Genomic DNA, 18,503 nt, shown 5'->3' on the forward strand with positions numbered 1-18,503 from the left:
ATCACCTCTTGTAAGCCATAATATGCAGATTGATTATTTGGGGTACTTAAAAATCCATCTATTTTTTCGGTGTACTTTCTTCTTCTTTTTACTAATTCCATCATCTTCATTCCCCTTGTTGTTTAGGTTTCTGAACCATCAACAACAAAAGAAACAAATACAGACACGTGCATCTTCTGTGTAACTTGTTGGTGGTTCTACAACCCATCAACAACTAAAGGTGGATATTCAGACGACAATTATATAGAAGGTTTACTATTGGTAGAAACACCTTCAGATTCATTCACACACAACTGAAGCGTACAACCATGTGTTGAAACTTAATTAAAAGCGTGAGAAGTGTTCAGTATGTACGTTTAACCGTATAGAAGATTAAATAAGTAATTGAATTACTTCCTATTCTGACATTTCAACTTCTATAACCCGTCTTAAAAATGGACAAAAAAATAGCCGATGCATTTTAAGCACCGACATTCAATATGAATAGAAGATTTACAAAAAAAATAGAAGTTTGTCTTTCTGAACCAATTGATTTAATTGATTTTAACCGATTAAAAATATCTTTTTCATACGTTCCCTTTTTGTTGTAGCACATTGGGGATTTTTTTATTTTAGTTGGTTTTAATCGTATATCCTGATAGTTGTGAATGTGGTTCAGGTGTCCAGTCATCCCTTAAAGCAAGTAACCCCTGATACAAACTTCCACCAATAATATTTTCTAACCATTCACCCAATTCTTTAATAGTGGAGGCTTCTTTCAGATAAACACCGTTTTTGTAAAGTGTGTATTTCTTCATTTAATTTTTCCTCGATTCTTCGGTTGTGTAGATTTAGCTGATAGTTTCACCAATTTTTATAATTTTCGTATGCTTCATTTACATAAGTAGTAAATTCACCAGTTGTCATTCTGTTACGTTCTGCCATCATCGGAACTAATACAGTGTGAAAGTTATTTTGTATGTGTTCAGGTTGTGCTGTAATCCAATAGAAAGGGTTTCTGTTGCCTTTACTACTATTAAGTACATCATTCATGTAATAGCAGTTTTCCCACGTAGTACCACCAACACCCCAAACTATAGGAATGAAGTGTTCCAGTGTGAAGTTGGTTCTTCTATTTTTAAAATCTGAATAAGCTGGAATATTTGATAAGATACATTTATTGTTTTGTATATCCTTTAGAAGTGATTCTTGTTCAGGTGTTAAAGTTGAAGGAAGTAAAGCTTTTCGTGTACGTCTTATGTGGTCATTTAATGCACTTTGTTCAGGATTCTTTTTTCTCCATACTACACCCTTTTTTCTATTCCCTTTTCTAACCAATTGTAACTTTTCAGCTTTGTGTTTTTCAATCCTTTCAATTACTTCAGGCATTTCAGCAGAAATAGATTTTTTTAGTTTATTAAGATTTTCCATTGAATACAGATTCATTTCAAACATATGTATTCCCCTTTTTTATTTGGTTTATAAACCCTACATCAAAACAAATCACTTCAGACATAAGTATACATTAGAATAACCACCAATTAAGCAATGACATACTTCAGACCAACTATAAAAAACATCAGCATCAGCACCAGCCACTTCTTTAGTTAATCTTCAAGTCCTACTATACCAATTGTGACCCACTGAATCAGCTTCAGATTCCATGTACATATCCATCATTTCTTGAATAATTAGTATGTATTTGAATATATTGAAGAACTACAAATATTGAGGGGACTTTGAGAAATGGTTATAATAGGATTATTGATTTGGTGTTATTATTTATTCGATAGTTATTGGGCAGTAGGTTTATTATTTATAGTATATTTACTAACAAAGTATTGGCATATAGTTATGACTTTAGAACGTAAACAAGACAAATGGAATCCTACAAGGACAAAGGTAGAACAAAAGAGAATATTCCTCGAGTTAATTATTCAAGTGATAATAATGTTGGCAACTTGTTTATTAGGATGGAAATTATTTGGTGTTTTATTTGTTTTATTAAGTGTGGTAACTTTTTTTTGGAACTATTTTATAGAAAAAGTACATATTTTTAGAGAACAAAGGCGATAGTTCGAAATTGTTTCAAATGTTATTAAAATAATTAAAAAAATAACCAGCTACTAAACACCTGAAGGGGAATCAACGGGGGAAAGTAACTGGTTGTTTTTTTATTTTAGTGTACCGTTTTCACGTGCTTCCTTTAATACCCTTCGTAAATCACCGTTCATAGTACCAGCTTTAATTGCTTCATGCACCTCTATCTGTTCAACGCGTAAATTTACATAACCACCATTATTCACGCTAATAGTATTTAAGGATTCAAATGTATCAGTGATATAAACATTTTTTACTAATCCTAATCGTTTTTGTAGGTGCTGGAATCTGATAGATGGTGCAATTGCTTTGTTGTGGCGTATACCCACATCATGAAGTGTCTTTAAATAAGTTTCTTTCGCCTGTAACGCTTCAACTTTTAATGCACGAATAGCTTTCGATTCTTCAACACTATGTTCTTTGCGTGTGGTTTCTATTTCAGCCATTAATTCAGTAACATCTGAAATCCCGTATTGCTTAATCATTTCAACTTCTGTTTGTGATTGACGATATTTTGCCTGAAGTTTTAAGAAAGCTTCATTCTTTTCATCAAAAAAACTTTCGGTTATATCGCCAAAAATTTTCATCTTGTGAAGTTCAGTTACTTCTTTTTGCTTGTTCTGAATTTCAGATTGAAGCACCAGCAATGATTGTTCTTTTTCCTGTAAAGCTTTTTCATAACGTGCATCAATTTCATCTATCTTCTTAAATAACCCACTCATTTTTTCAAGGAAATTCATATTATTTCGCCCCCATTTGTTTTGTAAGTTCTGCAACTAAATTAGTAAGATTTGCAATCTGTTCATCTGTTGAAAGTGCTTTTGCTGGTTGTTGTGAAAGTGCGTAAGCTTCAGCTTTTTCAATTGCTTCAGTTTCAACACGTTTTGCTTCATCGTAATAAGATGCAATATCTTTCAGTGGTTGTTGCCTTTCGGTTATACGGTTTTGAATCTCCATACCAAATTCACTAAGTTCAGTCATAAGACCGTTTTCACCTTGTATAGTTGTTGTACCATCTTCATTTTTTGTCGTAGTCATTATTTAGTTCCCCCAATTTTAATTTTTTCGGTAACTTCTTTCATTGCCTTTTGTAAAGCAACTAATTGTTCTTGTAAGGCTTCAGGCACTTCATCTTCTTCAGAACCAGTTGTTTCTGCTTGTTCCTGTTTCTCAATCATTTCACGTGCTTGTTTTTCTTCTTCATTGCGGAAAAAAGCTTCACGTTGTTTACGTGCATTTTCCTGAATCTTCACACCTTCAACGATATTTTGCATTGCACTCATTACGTCATCCCCTTATATTTTAATTGAATATTTTATATTCACTAATTAACCTTTCAAACGTGCCATTAAATTTGAACGTCTTGCTTCTTCATTTGTAAACTTTGCCGAACTTGTATTTTCAGAATCCAACGCTTTTAATTTTTGGCGTTTCTCATTTTCAACTAAATACGAGAACGTATCACCGAAAAATTCCAACTCCTTTATTGAAGGATTTTGCTTGTATGGAATCCGTAACACGTGATTTTTAAATTGCTGGTATGCGTCCTTCTCTGAATTTGGAATCACTGCATTTTGAACTTCACCAAGATAATGTTTAAATTCAGGTGTTTCTAAAAATCCATACCAAGTTTTTGTACTGATTCCGTTATGTTTACAAAAATCTGCAATCGTAAATCCTTCCATCTGCTTTCCACGTGCAAATTTAATAGCCAGTTCAACGTGCCTTTCATCAAGTATTTTTGGCACTGGAATCAGCTTTATTAAATCTTCATCATACTGTTTTTCCATATCAGTAGACCTCCAATTTATCCGTATGTGTTGTGGTTGTTCTTGCAAGTTTTCTGTCCTTCTTCATTTGTTTCTGCAATTTTCCCTGGTATAAATTAGTAGATAAAAGATTGTTCAGCATCCATAAAATGAAGCGTTTGTTTGGTCGTTTTGCTGATAGTTCTGCACGTATATCTTCAAGTGTAGAAACCACTTTAGCTTTACACCCACGCCCATATTGAAAGAAAGTATTCTTTTGTTTATCTTCACGATGTGTTGCGTAAACTTCATAAACAAATACTGTTTCCCGTGACTGTACAATTATTTCATCAAGTCTATTCAGGATATTTTTCTTGTTGTAATCCCCTATTTCAATAGCAGTTGCAATATAAAGAATTGAAGTTTTTAAATCATTCATTTGATGCACCAGCTTGTTTTGTGACTTGCTTTGCTGAAGCTGAAGCAGTGATTAATTTCTGTAGCATCAAAATATCGAAATCTGTGATACCTTCACTTTTTGCTAGTTCTTCCATATCAGATGCAACCTTTGCTGGAATCCGTAATTTACCGCTTTCATAATAAGCGATTGTACTTTGGTCTTTCCCCCCAAGAAACGCCCCTAGATGCTTTTGACTGATACCCATGAAACCACGTAGCAAACGAAATAAAATTCTATTATTCATTTTTCATATCCCCTTTTGTATTCTGATTTATATTTGTAGTAGCTTGTAAAACTCATAAATTATGATTAAGTAAGTAAATAAAGGAAAAGGCTTGTAAGGATTTACCCCTACAAACCTTTAAACAATTATTGTTGCCATTTCAGACAACTGGAAAAAGTAAACACCCGATGCACCACATGGAAAGCGACTTCTTTAAGCACCACAACAACTACACGATTGTTGGAAAATTCATCTGAATCAATAGATTCACGTTTTCAAGTATATGTACTTCTGCGAACCGTAAAGTCAGTCATATTTCAGGATTATTTTAAAATGATTATAAAGTCCTATGTACATATACACGATTATCTGAATTCACTTGTGAAGTTATTCGTGAAGTTACTTGTGTAAATTTTTCAATACTAACAATAGCACTTCTATATATCTTTAGTAATTAAAAGATGGTGCTGAAAGTCCATTAAAGAAAGTTAACTGGAAAAGAATCAGTGTTAAAAATAGTAAAATTATTTTGTAGCACCGTTGTGTATATTTCAGATGATTGCAGTTGCTGCAGATACCCCCGTTTGATACATGAACCAAGTAACATTTCGTTACGTGCTTCAGGTGGTGCTGGTGTGTTCTAAACCTTGAAGTTCAGGGTATAGAAACCGTTGGCTTCAGCGTGTGACATAATATCACTGCCTATCTTCTGAAAATTACAGGTGGTCAAAATTAGGTGCGTATTTATGAACTGCTAACCCACACGCCTTGCCTACCCCATCCCCCCTATGGGTGGGTACTTAAACCAGACTCAATGGTACTGTGTTTTCAATTCCATTAATCGGCTTCAAATATCTCATAAACTTCATACCACTTTGCATGCTTTTAGCAATTATGTAAAAAAGACGGGTTAACCAATAAAACCACCAGCTAATTATCAGCTGGTGGTAGTTTTTTATTTACCGTGACAATATTTGTATTTCAATCTACTTTCACATGGACATGTTTCATTTCTGCCAATTTTTCTATTAGGTAACATAAAAGGAACATCTAATTTAAAAGCTGGTGTAATTTGTTGATTTGGCTGTTCTACATAAATATTTTGATTGATTTCTGTTTTAGGGTTAATTTCAATATTGGGATTTATCTCTATATTATTTCCACTCAATGAACCTATTAAAGATGCAATTGCAGCTAGATAAACACCCAACTCTTTAGCATTCTGCGGAAGATATTTTGCTAAAAATGATAGTTTTGGAATTTCCTTTTCTATTTCTTGTTGGACTTGTTGAGGTTTTGATTCCAAAAAAGAAGCTTTTTGAATTATAGTATAAAACATTTGGAGGTCTTTAATATTAGCCTCAGTAGCTTGTAGGATTTCAATACCATTATTATAGAAATTAAATACACCATCAGGGACTCTAGCCATGTGGCGACACTTAGGACATTGCGACTTATTACCAATCATTGTTATGTTTATACTATTTTCAAATCCGAACCCTGACGGAAAAATATTACCACAGTTATCACAAAATGCAGGTACTTGGACCATAACAACACTCCTATTATTTAATAATACAATTATACCATAATTTAGAAATAGGATAATAAAGAAGTCCCGCTAAACTACCCCCTTCCCCTTTTTGTATAGGATTAGGGAATCATCTATAAACCTTGATTTCAGTGGGTTTTAAAATTCCCTATTCTCATCCCCTAAAGTATTTGCTATAATGGTGTAACAAACTTACATAAGGGATTGATAAGAATGATTTATGGATATGCACGTGTTAGCACCAAGGAACAGAACCTAGATACACAAATAGAAACGCTGAAGGGTTATGGATGTGAAGTAATAATAGAAGAAAAGCACACTGGTACAACTTTTAAGCGACCACAACTGGACAAGCTAATTAAAGGTTTCAAAGCTGGTGATAAGCTTATAATCACTCGTGTTGACCGTTTAGGAAGAAACACAATACAACTGCTTCAACTTGTGGAACAACTAAAAGAAATGGATGTTTCATTGTTCATAATTGAATTAGGTATTGAAGCAACACATCGTAATGGAAAGTTATTTCTTACAATCCTATCTGCATTATCAGTAAATGAACGTGAACTATTAACAGAAAAAAGAATGGCTGGATTAAGGAACGCACAAGCAAACGGAGTTATAATGGGAAGAAGAAGAAAACCAAAAGGTTTAGTGGATGAAGCTATTAAACTATGGTTACAGAAGGAATACACAATTAGAGAGATTGAAAAAGCTACTGGTGTAAGTAACTCCATTTTGTATCGTGAAATTGCAAAGCGTGGCTTAAAAAGGGAACTGGTGTAACTGCTGGTTCTTTTTCTTTTGTACATTTTTAAATTTCATTGTCTGTGAAACAATCCGTGAAACATTTTCGTGTCCTTGTCCATAGCTTGTTTCATGTACTTTTTCCCACCTGTTCCACTAGTCATTTATCAGTAGTTTGTTCACAATTAGCTTCACAATAGAAGTAGCATCATCCACAAAGGTTGATTTAATAACCTTTTCATGAATCGTCATTCAGTTTGTACGGACACATATACACTTAATTCACATTTAATTACTGCATCTAACTGGAAGAAATTCTTTTCCTACGGTTAATATATTTCACCTTCATTTTCCTAACTGGAATACACCTGAAGGCATCTGAATCACCCTGTATATATAGTAAAAGCGTAATAGTTCAAACCCTGTTCTCGTTCCTCGAACCTTTTCAGCATCAATCTTTACAATGTTTTTATTTAGCTGGTGAAGGTGCTTTTCCTTCACAATGTTTGTTCTTGACTTTTCTCTAAAATCTACTATATCTATAGGTGGGATTTGGCCATTTACACATCTAAACTCCTACTCTCCCAACGGTTACAATCATTTATACACCCTTAAAAAATCAACGGTTTAGGTGACCAAGATGCCCTAAAATCAACGATTTAGGTGACCATGACATTTTGCACAACACCTTTAATCTGAAGATTCTACTCTACTTCGATATAACTTTTCACTTTAATGTTGGTCTGTTTACTCGCCTTTCGTTGTCCATATAGGTGTAGGGTACTTTTTTAAACATCTGGAGAAAGAAGGGAATAACAATGGGTAAACCGATGGGAACAACTGAAGGTAAAATATTGAAGATGGTGGATTCTGAAACTGGCGAAGTAATGAGTGTAATGAATACGGACTTGCAATATGTAAGAAGTAAGAAACAAGATGACTTTATGAAAAAGAATTCTGAAGCAAAAGAAGAATTTACTACGTTTAATCTTGAAGCTGGAAAATTCATTTGGGCATATCCTGAAAAAATTCAACACCTGATTCAATCACCTGATTTTAGTAAAGCTAATTTAACTATGGTTTTCTATCTTGCAACATATGTAAATGGATTAGGTTATCTTGCACACGACAACAATAATATCAAGATGGGCAAAGCTGACTTGCAAAAGGCTTTAGGATTAGGAATAAACGCTTTCCCTAAATTCATCAAGAAACTGACACAACATGAAATCCTGATTGAACTCACCATTGATTCTAAGAAGGTTTACAAATGGAATGAAGAGTTTAACTTCTATGGTTCTGCAAAAGGTATAGCAAAGCCGACAATGCTTGTAAGAACGTACGTGAACCAAGTGCGTGAACTTTATGAAGCAACTGATGTAAATGGTAAACGGAAATATTCAGCAACAATACTTTATCCGATTTTTGCACTCGTTCCATATCTTCACCGCACCAGCAACATTATTTGTAAAAATCCTGATGTGAAAGATATAAATGAAATCGAATACTTCACACTTTCAGAAATTGCTGAACTATTGGATTTAACCAGCAGTAAGAAAATGAGTACCGCACTTTCATCAATCTTACTGGATGGGCAAACAACATTCCGTAAAGTTGAAAGTAAGAACGAAAAATACTTACAAATGAATCCACGTGTTTTTTGGCGTGGTGTTGTCGCACCTGATGCTAGATTGGTTTCTGAATTTAACATGATTAATTATAACCGCATGAAACGTAGTAAAATTAGCAAATAAATAAAGAAGTAATTTATTTTCATGGTAAAATATAAACATATTGGAAATTTTATTCTATGAGGTGAGTTAATGAAATTGAGTAATAGAGATTACCTGGAACTAACAGATGAAGAGATTGCTGCGTGGAAGATTGTACAAGAAAAAGAAAACATTAAAATTGAAGGTGTTTCATTTGGTAAAAGAAATCACTTCCGAGAATATCCTAAAGCTGTACGTCATTATTTATCATTATTCCCAAATAAGTACTTAGATATTGAGGAATTAAAAGATGAAGAAAAAATTAGTTCATCATTAAAACATCTTCTTGGAATTATACATGATGATACATCAACAGAAAGAACAATATTAAACTATATTAATGACAATAAAGCATATTTTATTATTGGTTCTATACTAAATTATTTTCCCTTCGGACATCATGATGCATACGTTTTCCCTGAATTCCAAGTAGGTAATTCATTTAAGGTGGACTATTTAATAATTGGAAAAAATTCAGACGGTTATCATTTTGTGTGTGTAGAACTTGAACATCCTAATAAAAATATCACTATTAAAGATGGTTCTTTAGGGGATGCCTTTAGAAAAGGATTAAGTCAAACTGAAGACTGGGAAAATTGGCTTGAAAAATATCATGGTTCTTTAAGAGAAACTCTAGAAAAACATTTAAATCCTTCTAAACAGCTTCCTTCAGAGTTTTTCACCAATGATAAAACAAGATGGCACTATGTAGTAGTTGCTGGAAAAAGAAGTGATTTCCAAGAAAAAACACGGAAATTAAAAAGAAATTTACTTCCAAGTAGAAAATTATTATTGCACTATGAGAACCTTATTGATTCTTCAGAGGCTGTAATCGGTAAACCTTGTTATTAATCGAAAAAAAGCACCTTAAAAGGAATCAGGGTGCTTTTTTTCTTTACTCTTAATTTCTTCATACGTTCTTGTTAAAAAGTCAATTGCAACATCTGAGAACTCTCTACAAAACACTGAATCTAATGCAATAACATCACCCTGATTTAAACTAATACCATTTGTTTTATCAATAAATCTATGAATCTCACGTTGTTCATGTTCTTTAGAGTACAAATATACCACTCCATCAGCATGAAGAAAACAGTTTCTAACCTTACTATACTGTTTTATCAAATTCCATTCTGCACCTACGAACAGCTTACCAAGTCCATAATGTGATGTTAAATATGTTTTTGCTTTTTCTATGCCTGTTCCTTTTGTAGCTTTTAATTTCACCCTGTCCTCACAAAGTTCTATTAACATATGTTCAAAGTAACTATAAAGACTTGTAAAAATAGACCTTCTTAGTATAGTCGGAAAAAGAGTGTGATATTTGTAATGTTCATCCTCGTAGTGATACAAGTATTCTTCGAAATCTTCATCTAATATTCCTTTTGCTTGTTCTTCCATTATCGTGTTTTGTTTTTCAATAGAACTTTCAATTTCTTCTAAATAATTTAAGTAATCTTCTATACCACTTTTGTTTAAGTTAAACAAAGCATCTTTCCCAAATAAAACCAAAATAACGTCACCTTTCTATTTTAAACTTGTTTGAAGTATGCCTTTTTCTTTTTGATATTCGTATGTGTGGAATAGAAAACTCGTCACTGTCTTTGCTGAATTAACAGCAAGTACTGCGTGATGAAATGATGGATTTACCGTTTTCGAATGACTATCACTACTCAAATTTCTTACTTCAGCAAGACCTTGAATAACTTTAGTAAGACCAGTTGTAATTTCTTTTAAGGATTTTTCAAAACTTTTATTACTTGAATCTAAGTTCAAATGCTTAGAAAGATGATTAAACAATTTAGGAAGATTATAGTTTTCAACACTAATATCTTCTCCAAGTATATTTAGAATTTCTTTACAAACACCTTCTACCAGTGTTTTAGCAGATGTAATTGCACCTGAATAATCTTTGTCAGCAATACGTTTATCACAATTATTTAAATCCCTTACTATGTTTTGATAAGTTAAATCAACTGGTACATCACATTCAATTTTGACAATCTCAACATGGTACATGTTATCTTCAAGGTAATTACTATATTCATTAAATAGATTTGAAACTCCCACCATAGAATCCATAAATGCATCATTCATTAAATACATTTGGTCTATGAATTCTTCTACTGTCCTACAATTTGTTAGTTCTTCTGAAAGTACCTTTCCTTCCTCCTTTGCAAGTTTTCGCATTATTATTAAGCACTGTCTCAGGTCTTTATCGGAAACAAACTCATTATAATAATTTGCAGAATAATTGTTATTGTTGTGATTTGCTTCAAACGTCTTTCTTAAACCTATTTTCACTTCGTCTAAAAGTTCAATTGTATTATTCATTTTTAACCCCTTGATGTAAATGTATTATTATAATAATACCAGTAATTCCCTTCTGATGTGATATTGAATAATCTTGATTCCATTTTGATTAACAAGGCAAACTTACCCTATTGTTCTATATCTAGTTCATAATCTAATTGTTTAGGTTCTGCCCATCTGTAAGTTCTTTCAATCTCTAATAAATCTAGTCTTTCCTATTCATATGAATCATTTCATTTGTTTCTTTAGCCTTATTAATTCTATACATAATCTGATAACCATTCAATAATTGAAAATCATCTTTTTGATTATTTACCGCATGGAAATGGATTTGCTTCATTGTGCTTCTGATATGTTCTGAAGGTATCTGTGTGCATTAATGAATAAACTAACATGTATATAAAGAGAAACCCACTGAACGCTTTACAGTGGGTTTGTGTGTCATTTATAAGTTGTATCAATAGTTGGTTCAGTACTGCCTTTCTCATACGTCCAGCCTATTCTTTTGATTAACAGATGCAATAAACGGTTTAATTCTTCAGCAGATAAACATTCACCGTCTAATAGTTCTCATTTGCTGAATGGTTGTTCTATCACTTGCAATTGTTCTGATAAAACTTTTTTAATAACACATTACATTAATAAGTTTTATCTCCTGATAAAGCGATACCATGCCCAAATAGATTCATTGCCATAGCAACTCCCAGTGCTGGCAAACCTACACGGATCGCGATTGGCAACAATACAGCTCCCATTAATGCAACAGCTGGAGACGGCCAGAAAAACCAAGAAATAATCATCATGAGGATTCCAATTGTCCAGTAGGCAAGTGCAGGAGTCCTGATCAGTTTAGAAAATGGCGAAATCATCACATCATTTACGCCCGTTGTGGTTAACACTTTACTCATCGCTACAATAATAGAGATAACTAAAATGGTTGGCAACAACTCGGTTATTGCATAAATAAAACTGTTGAAAATACTACTTATTGAGGCACTTAATGATCCAGTGGCTACAATTGCAATTAAAAAAATACCGACAATGCTTATAAGTGTCGTATCACGTCTCATCACCATGAAGCCAATAATTAAGCAGATGAATAAAACATAAATCCAATGTATTGCAATAAGCTCAACACCCATCTGATTCCTCTCCTGTCTGCTATCCATTTGCATGAAGTGGGTGTTTCCCCCAATTCAAGTTGTACTATAGGATATGTGCAGAAAGAAAAGGAACCTGGGAATATGAAAATTTCGATTCATATTATTTTGTTATCCAGTATTTTCTTGATTCCATCCAAGAAACAACACCAGCTAAACGATGAGTTTAACAGGAAATTGGATATTAAATTTAAAATATTACAAGGATCTTATTGTAGACATCATATAAATAACATTTAAGGAGGTGAATTGATTTCGAAAAAAATTTCATTCTCTTTGCTAGGCGGTCTATTAATCGGATTGGCAATATCCCTTGTTCTTATGGATTATAAAGATATGAGTTTTGAAATACTTGACCAAGGAGGTATTGAATCTCGCTGGATAAGGGAAATTGATTTTAATTTCATCTTCAATGCATCACTTTTGGTTATTGGAACGTCTATTCTCCTATTTGTAATCTGGACATTTATAGAGAAATTTGTAGCTAAAAAATATCTGTCCGATTCAAATAATTAAAAACACCTTTCCATTTTGGATTGGTGTTTTTAATTTCCATCATATTCTTTTGAATTAGTCATTGATTTGATGTCTATTTTTAGCGCATCAACATTGTGTGGTGTTTATTAGCACTAGTTAAAAGTCAAAAGTATCTGGATCTGGACCTATGCGTTTGCTTTCATTAAGTGAAGCAATTTGCTTCATTTCGTCTGTTGATAATTCAAAATCAAAAATGCTTGAATTCTCAATAATACGATGTTCTTTTGTGGATTTTGGTATCGTAACGACCCCGTTTTGTAAGTCCCATCGTAAAATAACTTGTGCTACCGATTTTCCGTGTACCTCTGCAATTTCTTTCAGTTTTGAGTCTTCAAGCAGTTGACCTTGCATGAGTGGTGACCAAGCTTCAAGTTGGATATTATGTTGCTGACAGTAAGCAAGAAGTTCTGTTTGAGATAATTTCGGATGGTATTCTACTTGGTTTACCATCGGAATGATTTTGGCATCTTTCATGACATCTTCTAAATGATGAATTTGAAAATTACTGACACCGATCGATTTCACACGATTTTCTGAATACAGCGTTTCTAATGCTTTCCAAGTGTCAATATATTTCCCTTTAACCGGCCAGTGGATCAAATATAAATCTAAATAGTCTAATCCCAATTTGTCTAAACTCGTTTGGTAAGCTTCAAGAGTAGATTCATAGCCAAAATCTGCATTCCACACTTTCGAAGTGACAAATAAGTCTTCACGTGAAATACCTGCTGCTTTTAACCCTTCATGAATACCTTGGCCCACGCCTTCTTCATTTTTATAAATGGCAGCGGTATCGATACTGCGGTATCCCTCTTTTATGGCAGTTTTAACAGATTCCACAACTTCAGGACCTTCTTCTACTTTGAAAACACCTAATCCAAACCAAGGCATTTTAACCCCATTATGTAAAGTTGTAGTTGATTGTAAGTTCGTCATCATACCAATCAATCCTCCATTTAAGTAAATTTTTATGCTTTTCTATTTTCTCTCTAATCAATTCGAACTTCAAATGAAATGACTCCAATTGCATCATTTCTTAATCAACAGACACGTTAAAACGATGTTAAATCAACTTTTTTCATATAGTTGCATCTTACATATATAAGTCCCTTTATATACTTGTATATTGCATGCATATAACATTACTTGCAATTTGCACTTAAACTATTATACATATAGTTGCAAGATGCAAGTTCAAGTATTATAAAAAGCCATTCCCTAATTAAAGGAAATGACTTCTCTTCAGTCTTTATTTTATTAATCTAAATCTTTGTTGAATACAATTTCATCTTCATCTTGAACATCTACTGCATTTAAAATAATGATAGAAGTCCTTAGGAAAAGCTTCACGTTGTCGCCCTCAGAAGACCATCGTTCGTCTGGTACTAATTCAAATGGAACCATTCGTGTTTCTTTTGATTTAACCGAGCCAACCATTTCTATTGTGTGTTTCGCAACACACTCACTTGTAACATCAAAGTCACTATCTTCACGATGCCCTTCAGTTCTCTTAAATACTTCTAATTTAATAAACTCAATTACTTGATCGCTTTGACCACCATCAATATAAATCGTTCCAGAAAGTGTCTCGCCATGAGCGATTACTCGTTGGTCTACAATTGTATCAACTTTCATAGATCCGATACCAATTGTGGATAAAAATTTGTTCAACATTATTCTTCCTCCCAATTTTAACTAAACCATTTCATGGTCATTCCTCATCTACTACAATAGCGGGTTCAAAGTGATTTTCAAGTAATGTCTCATGTCGATTGTAGCGACGTTTGAATAGCATATACATATGCGTTACCAACACTTTTAGTAAAGCATATCCCGGAATACCTAAAATTACTCCAGGTACTCCAAACAAAGAACCTGCAGTTAATAACACAAAGATAATGGTTATTGGATGTATATGTAGTGATTTACCCATGATTTGGGGAGAAATAAACTTCCCTTCCACTAATTGAACGACCGTCCATACGATAGCTAACTTAGCTAACATAAAAGGAGAAGTAACTAGGGCGATCACAGCTGCAGGTGCAATGGCGATAATCGGTCCTAAATAAGGAACTACACTTGTAATCATAGCTAACACACCTAAAAGCAACGCATATTTCATTCCAATAATTAAGAATCCTATGAACACCATAGTACCAATACATATCGCTACTAATATTTGCCCTTGAATATACGCACTAATTTGTTTATCGGCATCTTTCATTACTTGATGTGTATCTTCTCTCATACGTGGTGGTAATAAATTAAGAATATATTGTGGTAATTTTTCACCGTCTTTTAACAAATAAAACAAGATAAATGGAACCGTAACAATAGCTAAAATTAAACCGGTTAAAGTAGATATTACTTTCCCGATACCACTCGCTACCCCACCTACTGCATTTTGGAGAGTGTTGCCAATATCTTCAGGAATTTGTTGCATAAGAGAATCAACATCGAATTCTAAGTCAGCATAGTAACTAGAAAAAATCGAAGTTCGAAGAAATGCATCAAACGATATGACAAGTTGTTTGAAATATTCAGGAAATTCTTGAATTAAATTGGTTAATTGCAATTTCAAAAATGGAAATACAAGTAAAACTAATCCTGTAATTACGCCAATTAAAGCGAGGAAAATAATCAAAATCCCCCAAATTTTCGGGATTTTCCATTTCACTAATTTTCTTAATAAGGGTCTCAATAAGTAATAGCCAATGGTGGCCAAAATAACAGGCAGTACTACATTTGCTAATAATACTTGTAGTGGATAAAACACAAATGAAACGACATCAAAAATCCAAATAATTAACCCAATTAAAAAGACTAAAAACAATAAAAAGAGCGTATTCTTTCCACCTAGAAACTGAATAAATCTAGTGTTGAAAAAAGGAGCTTTTTCAGGCTGCATAATTTTTCCTCGCTTTCAAATTCTCCTAATCTAAAAATAGAGTATGATAACTTTATCATACAGGAGAAATGCGTTGATTATCAATAAATCAACGCAAACGCGCCCCAATAAATTCACTTAAAGCTTGCTTGTTTTTTTCTACATCAATATCAATGACTGACCCTACTCCAGGATATGATCCAAAATCATAACTATTTTTTACGGGTATCGTTAATTTGTTAATTTCTACTCCCCCGCTAAATGCTAGACTAAGTACTTTTCTCACTTCATCAGTTGTAGAGTAATCAGATTTTACATACCCTTGGATTGCGCCAGCAAATTTAGGATAATAAATAGTATTTGTTGGACTAAGAACTTCATCTTTAAGTGCTTCTATCACTTTTTGTTGTCTTGCAACTCGACCGAAGTCACCTTCAGAATCAGCACGGAATCGTGCATATCCAAGTAGTTCTTGTCCACTTAATTGCTGAACACCAGGTTCAAGTGTGACACCAATCTTCTCAGACATCGCTTTCTCAACATCAACTTCGACCCCGTTTGGTGCAACGATATCGACTAATGTTTCAAAGTTATTAAAATCAATAAGTGCGTAATGGTGGATAGGTACGCCAAACATGCTTGAAATAGTATCTTTAACTAATTGAACGCCACCTAAATAATAAGCTGTATTTAATTTATAACTTTTGTATCCAGGAATATCAGCATATATATCTCTCATAAATGACACGATGTTAACTTCATCTGTTTCTTTGTTCCAAGAAACGAGCATCATCGTATCAGAACGTGATTGTTCTTCTCCTCTGGTATCAACGCCAAGGACCAATATATTTTCAATAGAGGAATTCTTTACGTCAAGCGGATCTCCTGTAAATTCAACTTCTTCATGCTCGACAGTGGAAGCTAAGTCTAAACCAGCTTTATATTGAACGATTGAGAACACAATAATTCCAATAATTATTAGAAAGATAATAGTCATAAAAAATCGCCCTAAACGAAACTTTCTTTTCCTTCTCATGGATCTACGATTTGGAACTTGTTCTTCCAAAATGCTACCCCCTTTATTACTTACGTATAATAGAACGAAAAATGACTAATTAAGTTGCATTTTCACATACTCAATCATAGTTCTTGAGCACAAATGATGCAAGTGCTACACTATGGTTTATGAAGAGAATGGATGGTGTTTTTAATGGAGAAAGCTACATTTGCAGGCGGTTGTTTTTGGTGTATGGTCAAACCATTTGATCAATTTGATGGGATTGATTCTGTTGTCTCCGGCTATATGGGTGGACATGTCGGAAATCCAACTTACGAAGACGTGAAAAAAGGCGATTCAGGTCATCTTGAAGTCGTACAAATTCAATTTGATCCAACAATTTTTACATATGAGCAATTGCTAGATATTTATTGGCAGCAAATTGATCCAACCGATAATGAAGGACAATTTCAAGACCGAGGAGAGTCGTATAGACCGGCAGTTTTTGTGCATACTGATGAGCAATTTGAAAAAGCAACAATTTCAAAGCAAGCTCTCGCTGACAGCGGTCGCTTCTCTAAACCAATCATAACAGCCATTTTACCAGCACAAGCCTTTTATATTGCAGAAGAATATCACCAAGATTTTTATAAAAAAGAGCCGGAACATTACGCTAAAGATCGCGAATTGTCCGGCCGTGATACTTTCCTTCAGGAAAACTGGAATAAATAATAAACTTTAGCCTTGCACATGCAAGGCTTTTTTATTTAATAACAGTGTAACCACGAACATTCCTACAATTAATACAAGCAATACATAGTATGTCATTTGATGAGTGCCGCTAAAGTCATACAATATTCCAATCGCGAGTGGAACAAGCCCTCCCATAATGAACCCACCCGTTTGAACCATTGCAGTCCAAGCATTTGCTTCTTTTGCATCTGTGGTTTCATCAAGTGGTAACAACAAAGCTAATGGGAATAACCCTCCAAGCGTGAAACCTAATAATATCGATGCCGGCCAAATAAGTACAACATTTCCTGTAATTAAAAGAACAACCCCTATTGTTCCAATAAATAGTGAGAAGTAAATCCAAAATGAGCGATTAGGGAATTTTTCAAGTAATAATGGAATACAAATATTAGCTAGTATTTGGGACACTGTCAAAACACTAATAACCGATCCTGCTTCAATCACGCTAAATCCTAATTCACTTGCAGCAGAAGCAAGCCATGTGGTTAATGAGAAAAATAGTGAAGCTTGAAAACCAAAGAATAACAAGATGAGCCATGCTCTTCTATTCGTCCAAGGTGAACGGAATGTAGCTTGTTGTTGTTCGGTCGCTACGGCTCTTTCGTGCTGAGGTTTCATTGCCACAAACCATACTAAGTAGGCTAATAAAGCTAGAGTGGACCAAAACGCAAGTGCAAACTCCCATCGTTCACCAACCCATACGTACAACACTCCAGTTAAGCCAGCACTTAATGTTGCACCAGCCCCCATTCCTAAAGAATAGATTCCTATTGCTGAAGCCATGCGAGTCGGGAATTTTTCTTTTATTAATGAAGAAATAATCGGTCCAATAATGGCAATCGCTACTCCAATTACAAAAGCCGTTATCAAAAGTGACACGTAATCATGTAACCATACACGAACAAGAGTTAGAATCCCGATTACACCGATTAATAGTGAAATTCCTCGTTTTTGGCCAAACTTGTTCAACCAATGAACAGCAAGTGGTGCGAATAGTCCCATACAAATGACAGGTACCGCAGTTAACAAGCTAACTTCACTATTTGATAAATGTAAATCTTTTTTTATTGTTTCTAATAATGGGCCGATTGATGTAACAGCTGGTCGTAAATTTAATGCTATTAGAAAAATGGCGAGTAATAAAGATGTCATTGATTTTTGAGAATTCATCATGTCAGTCCTTTAATTAGTATAGTTCCTTATCAAGTAAATCATATCAGAAGTCTGACCACAATAAAGAAATCTCGATTTTTGATAATGCAAACTTGTGTTCCCTTT

Annotated in this window: 22 protein-coding genes and 1 pseudogene; 6 read left to right on the forward strand and 17 right to left on the reverse strand. The window is 33.8% G+C overall.

Going from position 1 to position 18,503, the window contains the following annotated elements; genetic code table 11:
- Positions 1-611: 611 nt before the first annotated feature.
- Together ACFPYN_RS11855 and ACFPYN_RS11860 are read right to left on the reverse strand one after the other, a co-directional pair.
- Entirely contained in the window at positions 612-797 is a 186-nt protein-coding gene (locus ACFPYN_RS11855) for a hypothetical protein (RefSeq protein WP_377734413.1), read from the reverse strand.
- Between the two features lie 46 nt (positions 798-843).
- Positions 844-1,434, reverse strand: a complete 591-nt coding sequence (locus tag ACFPYN_RS11860; protein WP_377734415.1) for a hypothetical protein — start codon at positions 1,432-1,434, stop codon at positions 844-846.
- A gap of 291 nt (positions 1,435-1,725) precedes the next feature.
- On the opposite strand from ACFPYN_RS11860, the gene ACFPYN_RS11865 reads away from it, so the two are divergent.
- On the forward strand, positions 1,726-2,055 hold the full coding sequence (locus ACFPYN_RS11865; RefSeq protein WP_377734417.1) for a hypothetical protein: 330 nt from the start codon (positions 1,726-1,728) through the stop codon (positions 2,053-2,055).
- A 98-nt stretch (positions 2,056-2,153) separates the two neighbouring features.
- On the opposite strand, the gene ACFPYN_RS11870 is transcribed toward ACFPYN_RS11865, so the two are convergent.
- The 7 genes from ACFPYN_RS11870 to ACFPYN_RS11900 all read right to left on the reverse strand — a co-directional run bounded on the left by ACFPYN_RS11870 (position 2,154) and on the right by ACFPYN_RS11900 (position 6,062).
- Positions 2,154-2,819, reverse strand: coding sequence for a hypothetical protein (locus ACFPYN_RS11870; protein WP_377734419.1), 666 nt, complete (start codon positions 2,817-2,819; stop codon positions 2,154-2,156).
- Between the two features lies 1 nt (position 2,820).
- Positions 2,821-3,117, reverse strand: a complete 297-nt coding sequence (locus ACFPYN_RS11875; protein WP_377734420.1) for a hypothetical protein — start codon at positions 3,115-3,117, stop codon at positions 2,821-2,823.
- A complete protein-coding gene (locus ACFPYN_RS11880) occupies positions 3,117-3,362 on the reverse strand; it encodes a hypothetical protein (RefSeq protein WP_377734422.1) in 246 nt (81 codons plus the stop codon). Before ACFPYN_RS11880 ends, ACFPYN_RS11875 begins: the two co-directional genes overlap by 1 nt.
- 45 nt (positions 3,363-3,407) lie before the next feature.
- Positions 3,408-3,869 carry a hypothetical protein gene (locus ACFPYN_RS11885; protein WP_377734424.1) on the reverse strand — a complete coding sequence of 154 codons (462 nt, stop codon included), beginning with the start codon at positions 3,867-3,869 and terminating at the stop codon, positions 3,408-3,410.
- A 1-nt stretch (position 3,870) separates the two neighbouring features.
- Positions 3,871-4,266, reverse strand: coding sequence for a hypothetical protein (locus ACFPYN_RS11890; RefSeq protein ID WP_377734426.1), 396 nt, complete (start codon positions 4,264-4,266; stop codon positions 3,871-3,873).
- Positions 4,259-4,531, reverse strand: a complete 273-nt coding sequence (locus tag ACFPYN_RS11895) for a hypothetical protein (protein ID WP_377734427.1) — start codon at positions 4,529-4,531, stop codon at positions 4,259-4,261. The genes ACFPYN_RS11890 and ACFPYN_RS11895 overlap by 8 nt, the downstream gene beginning before the upstream one ends.
- A 934-nt stretch (positions 4,532-5,465) precedes the next feature.
- Positions 5,466-6,062 carry an SEC-C metal-binding domain-containing protein gene (locus ACFPYN_RS11900; protein WP_377734428.1) on the reverse strand — a complete coding sequence of 199 codons (597 nt, stop codon included), beginning with the start codon at positions 6,060-6,062 and terminating at the stop codon, positions 5,466-5,468.
- A 213-nt stretch (positions 6,063-6,275) separates the two neighbouring features.
- On the opposite strand from ACFPYN_RS11900, the gene ACFPYN_RS11905 reads away from it, so the two are divergent.
- From ACFPYN_RS11905 to ACFPYN_RS11915, 3 genes are all read left to right on the forward strand, one after another.
- Positions 6,276-6,845 (forward strand): recombinase family protein, encoded by a 570-nt coding sequence (locus tag ACFPYN_RS11905; protein ID WP_377734430.1) that lies wholly within the window; start codon positions 6,276-6,278, stop codon positions 6,843-6,845.
- Between the two features lie 779 nt (positions 6,846-7,624).
- A complete protein-coding gene (locus ACFPYN_RS11910) occupies positions 7,625-8,560 on the forward strand; it encodes a hypothetical protein (RefSeq protein ID WP_377734432.1) in 936 nt (311 codons plus the stop codon).
- A 69-nt stretch (positions 8,561-8,629) separates the two neighbouring features.
- Positions 8,630-9,430, forward strand: coding sequence for a Shedu anti-phage system protein SduA domain-containing protein (locus tag ACFPYN_RS11915; protein ID WP_377734434.1), 801 nt, complete (start codon positions 8,630-8,632; stop codon positions 9,428-9,430).
- Between the two features lie 15 nt (positions 9,431-9,445).
- On the opposite strand, the gene ACFPYN_RS11920 is transcribed toward ACFPYN_RS11915, so the two are convergent.
- From ACFPYN_RS11920 to ACFPYN_RS11930, 3 genes and pseudogenes are all read right to left on the reverse strand, one after another.
- Positions 9,446-10,090, reverse strand: coding sequence for a hypothetical protein (locus ACFPYN_RS11920; RefSeq protein ID WP_377734436.1), 645 nt, complete (start codon positions 10,088-10,090; stop codon positions 9,446-9,448).
- Positions 10,091-10,105: 15 nt separating this feature from the next.
- Positions 10,106-10,912, reverse strand: coding sequence for an abortive infection family protein (locus ACFPYN_RS11925; RefSeq protein WP_377734437.1), 807 nt, complete (start codon positions 10,910-10,912; stop codon positions 10,106-10,108).
- Between the two features lie 629 nt (positions 10,913-11,541).
- A pseudogene (locus ACFPYN_RS11930) lies at positions 11,542-12,060 on the reverse strand (hypothetical protein); the annotation flags it as partial.
- A gap of 240 nt (positions 12,061-12,300) precedes the next feature.
- Between ACFPYN_RS11930 and ACFPYN_RS11935 the strand changes: the two are divergent.
- Positions 12,301-12,567 (forward strand): hypothetical protein, encoded by a 267-nt coding sequence (locus ACFPYN_RS11935; protein WP_377734439.1) that lies wholly within the window; start codon positions 12,301-12,303, stop codon positions 12,565-12,567.
- Positions 12,568-12,684: 117 nt separating this feature from the next.
- On the opposite strand, the gene ACFPYN_RS11940 is transcribed toward ACFPYN_RS11935, so the two are convergent.
- The 4 genes from ACFPYN_RS11940 to ACFPYN_RS11955 all read right to left on the reverse strand — a co-directional run bounded on the left by ACFPYN_RS11940 (position 12,685) and on the right by ACFPYN_RS11955 (position 16,541).
- Complete coding sequence (locus ACFPYN_RS11940; RefSeq protein WP_377734441.1) at positions 12,685-13,527, reverse strand: aldo/keto reductase; 843 nt, start codon at positions 13,525-13,527, stop codon at positions 12,685-12,687.
- Between the two features lie 318 nt (positions 13,528-13,845).
- Complete coding sequence (locus ACFPYN_RS11945) at positions 13,846-14,262, reverse strand: sporulation protein (RefSeq protein WP_377734443.1); 417 nt, start codon at positions 14,260-14,262, stop codon at positions 13,846-13,848.
- Between the two features lie 37 nt (positions 14,263-14,299).
- Positions 14,300-15,496, reverse strand: coding sequence for an AI-2E family transporter (locus ACFPYN_RS11950; protein WP_377734446.1), 1,197 nt, complete (start codon positions 15,494-15,496; stop codon positions 14,300-14,302).
- A gap of 88 nt (positions 15,497-15,584) precedes the next feature.
- On the reverse strand, positions 15,585-16,541 hold the full coding sequence (locus ACFPYN_RS11955) for an LCP family protein (protein WP_377734447.1): 957 nt from the start codon (positions 16,539-16,541) through the stop codon (positions 15,585-15,587).
- A 144-nt stretch (positions 16,542-16,685) separates the two neighbouring features.
- Between ACFPYN_RS11955 and msrA the strand changes: the two genes are divergently transcribed.
- A complete protein-coding gene (msrA, locus tag ACFPYN_RS11960) occupies positions 16,686-17,204 on the forward strand; it encodes a peptide-methionine (S)-S-oxide reductase MsrA (RefSeq protein WP_377734449.1) in 519 nt (172 codons plus the stop codon).
- A gap of 6 nt (positions 17,205-17,210) precedes the next feature.
- Here the strand turns inward: msrA and ACFPYN_RS11965 are convergent, their stop codons facing one another.
- On the reverse strand, positions 17,211-18,395 hold the full coding sequence (locus ACFPYN_RS11965; RefSeq protein WP_377734450.1) for an MFS transporter: 1,185 nt from the start codon (positions 18,393-18,395) through the stop codon (positions 17,211-17,213).
- Positions 18,396-18,503 lie beyond the last annotated feature (108 nt).

The organism is Paenisporosarcina macmurdoensis, assembly GCF_042658845.1.
Taxonomy (GTDB): Bacteria; Bacillota; Bacilli; order Bacillales_A; family Planococcaceae; genus Paenisporosarcina; species Paenisporosarcina macmurdoensis.

Coding starts and splice junctions, on each gene's coding strand:
- ACFPYN_RS11880 (WP_377734422.1), bottom strand. CDS start 3,362: ATGAGTGCAATGCAAAATATCGTTGAAGGTGTGAAGATTCAGGAAAAT.
- ACFPYN_RS11910 (WP_377734432.1), top strand. CDS start 7,625: ATGGGTAAACCGATGGGAACAACTGAAGGTAAAATATTGAAGATGGTG.
- msrA (WP_377734449.1), top strand. CDS start 16,686: ATGGAGAAAGCTACATTTGCAGGCGGTTGTTTTTGGTGTATGGTCAAA.
- ACFPYN_RS11875 (WP_377734420.1), bottom strand. CDS start 3,117: ATGACTACGACAAAAAATGAAGATGGTACAACAACTATACAAGGTGAA.
- ACFPYN_RS11890 (WP_377734426.1), bottom strand. CDS start 4,266: ATGAATGATTTAAAAACTTCAATTCTTTATATTGCAACTGCTATTGAA.
- ACFPYN_RS11870 (WP_377734419.1), bottom strand. CDS start 2,819: ATGAATTTCCTTGAAAAAATGAGTGGGTTATTTAAGAAGATAGATGAA.
- ACFPYN_RS11865 (WP_377734417.1), top strand. CDS start 1,726: ATGGTTATAATAGGATTATTGATTTGGTGTTATTATTTATTCGATAGT.
- ACFPYN_RS11860 (WP_377734415.1), bottom strand. CDS start 1,434: ATGTTTGAAATGAATCTGTATTCAATGGAAAATCTTAATAAACTAAAA.
- ACFPYN_RS11895 (WP_377734427.1), bottom strand. CDS start 4,531: ATGAATAATAGAATTTTATTTCGTTTGCTACGTGGTTTCATGGGTATC.
- ACFPYN_RS11915 (WP_377734434.1), top strand. CDS start 8,630: ATGAAATTGAGTAATAGAGATTACCTGGAACTAACAGATGAAGAGATT.
- ACFPYN_RS11950 (WP_377734446.1), bottom strand. CDS start 15,496: ATGCAGCCTGAAAAAGCTCCTTTTTTCAACACTAGATTTATTCAGTTT.
- ACFPYN_RS11940 (WP_377734441.1), bottom strand. CDS start 13,527: ATGATGACGAACTTACAATCAACTACAACTTTACATAATGGGGTTAAA.
- ACFPYN_RS11885 (WP_377734424.1), bottom strand. CDS start 3,869: ATGGAAAAACAGTATGATGAAGATTTAATAAAGCTGATTCCAGTGCCA.
- ACFPYN_RS11945 (WP_377734443.1), bottom strand. CDS start 14,262: ATGTTGAACAAATTTTTATCCACAATTGGTATCGGATCTATGAAAGTT.
- ACFPYN_RS11855 (WP_377734413.1), bottom strand. CDS start 797: ATGAAGAAATACACACTTTACAAAAACGGTGTTTATCTGAAAGAAGCC.
- ACFPYN_RS11925 (WP_377734437.1), bottom strand. CDS start 10,912: ATGAATAATACAATTGAACTTTTAGACGAAGTGAAAATAGGTTTAAGA.
- ACFPYN_RS11965 (WP_377734450.1), bottom strand. CDS start 18,395: ATGAATTCTCAAAAATCAATGACATCTTTATTACTCGCCATTTTTCTA.
- ACFPYN_RS11905 (WP_377734430.1), top strand. CDS start 6,276: ATGATTTATGGATATGCACGTGTTAGCACCAAGGAACAGAACCTAGAT.
- ACFPYN_RS11900 (WP_377734428.1), bottom strand. CDS start 6,062: ATGGTCCAAGTACCTGCATTTTGTGATAACTGTGGTAATATTTTTCCG.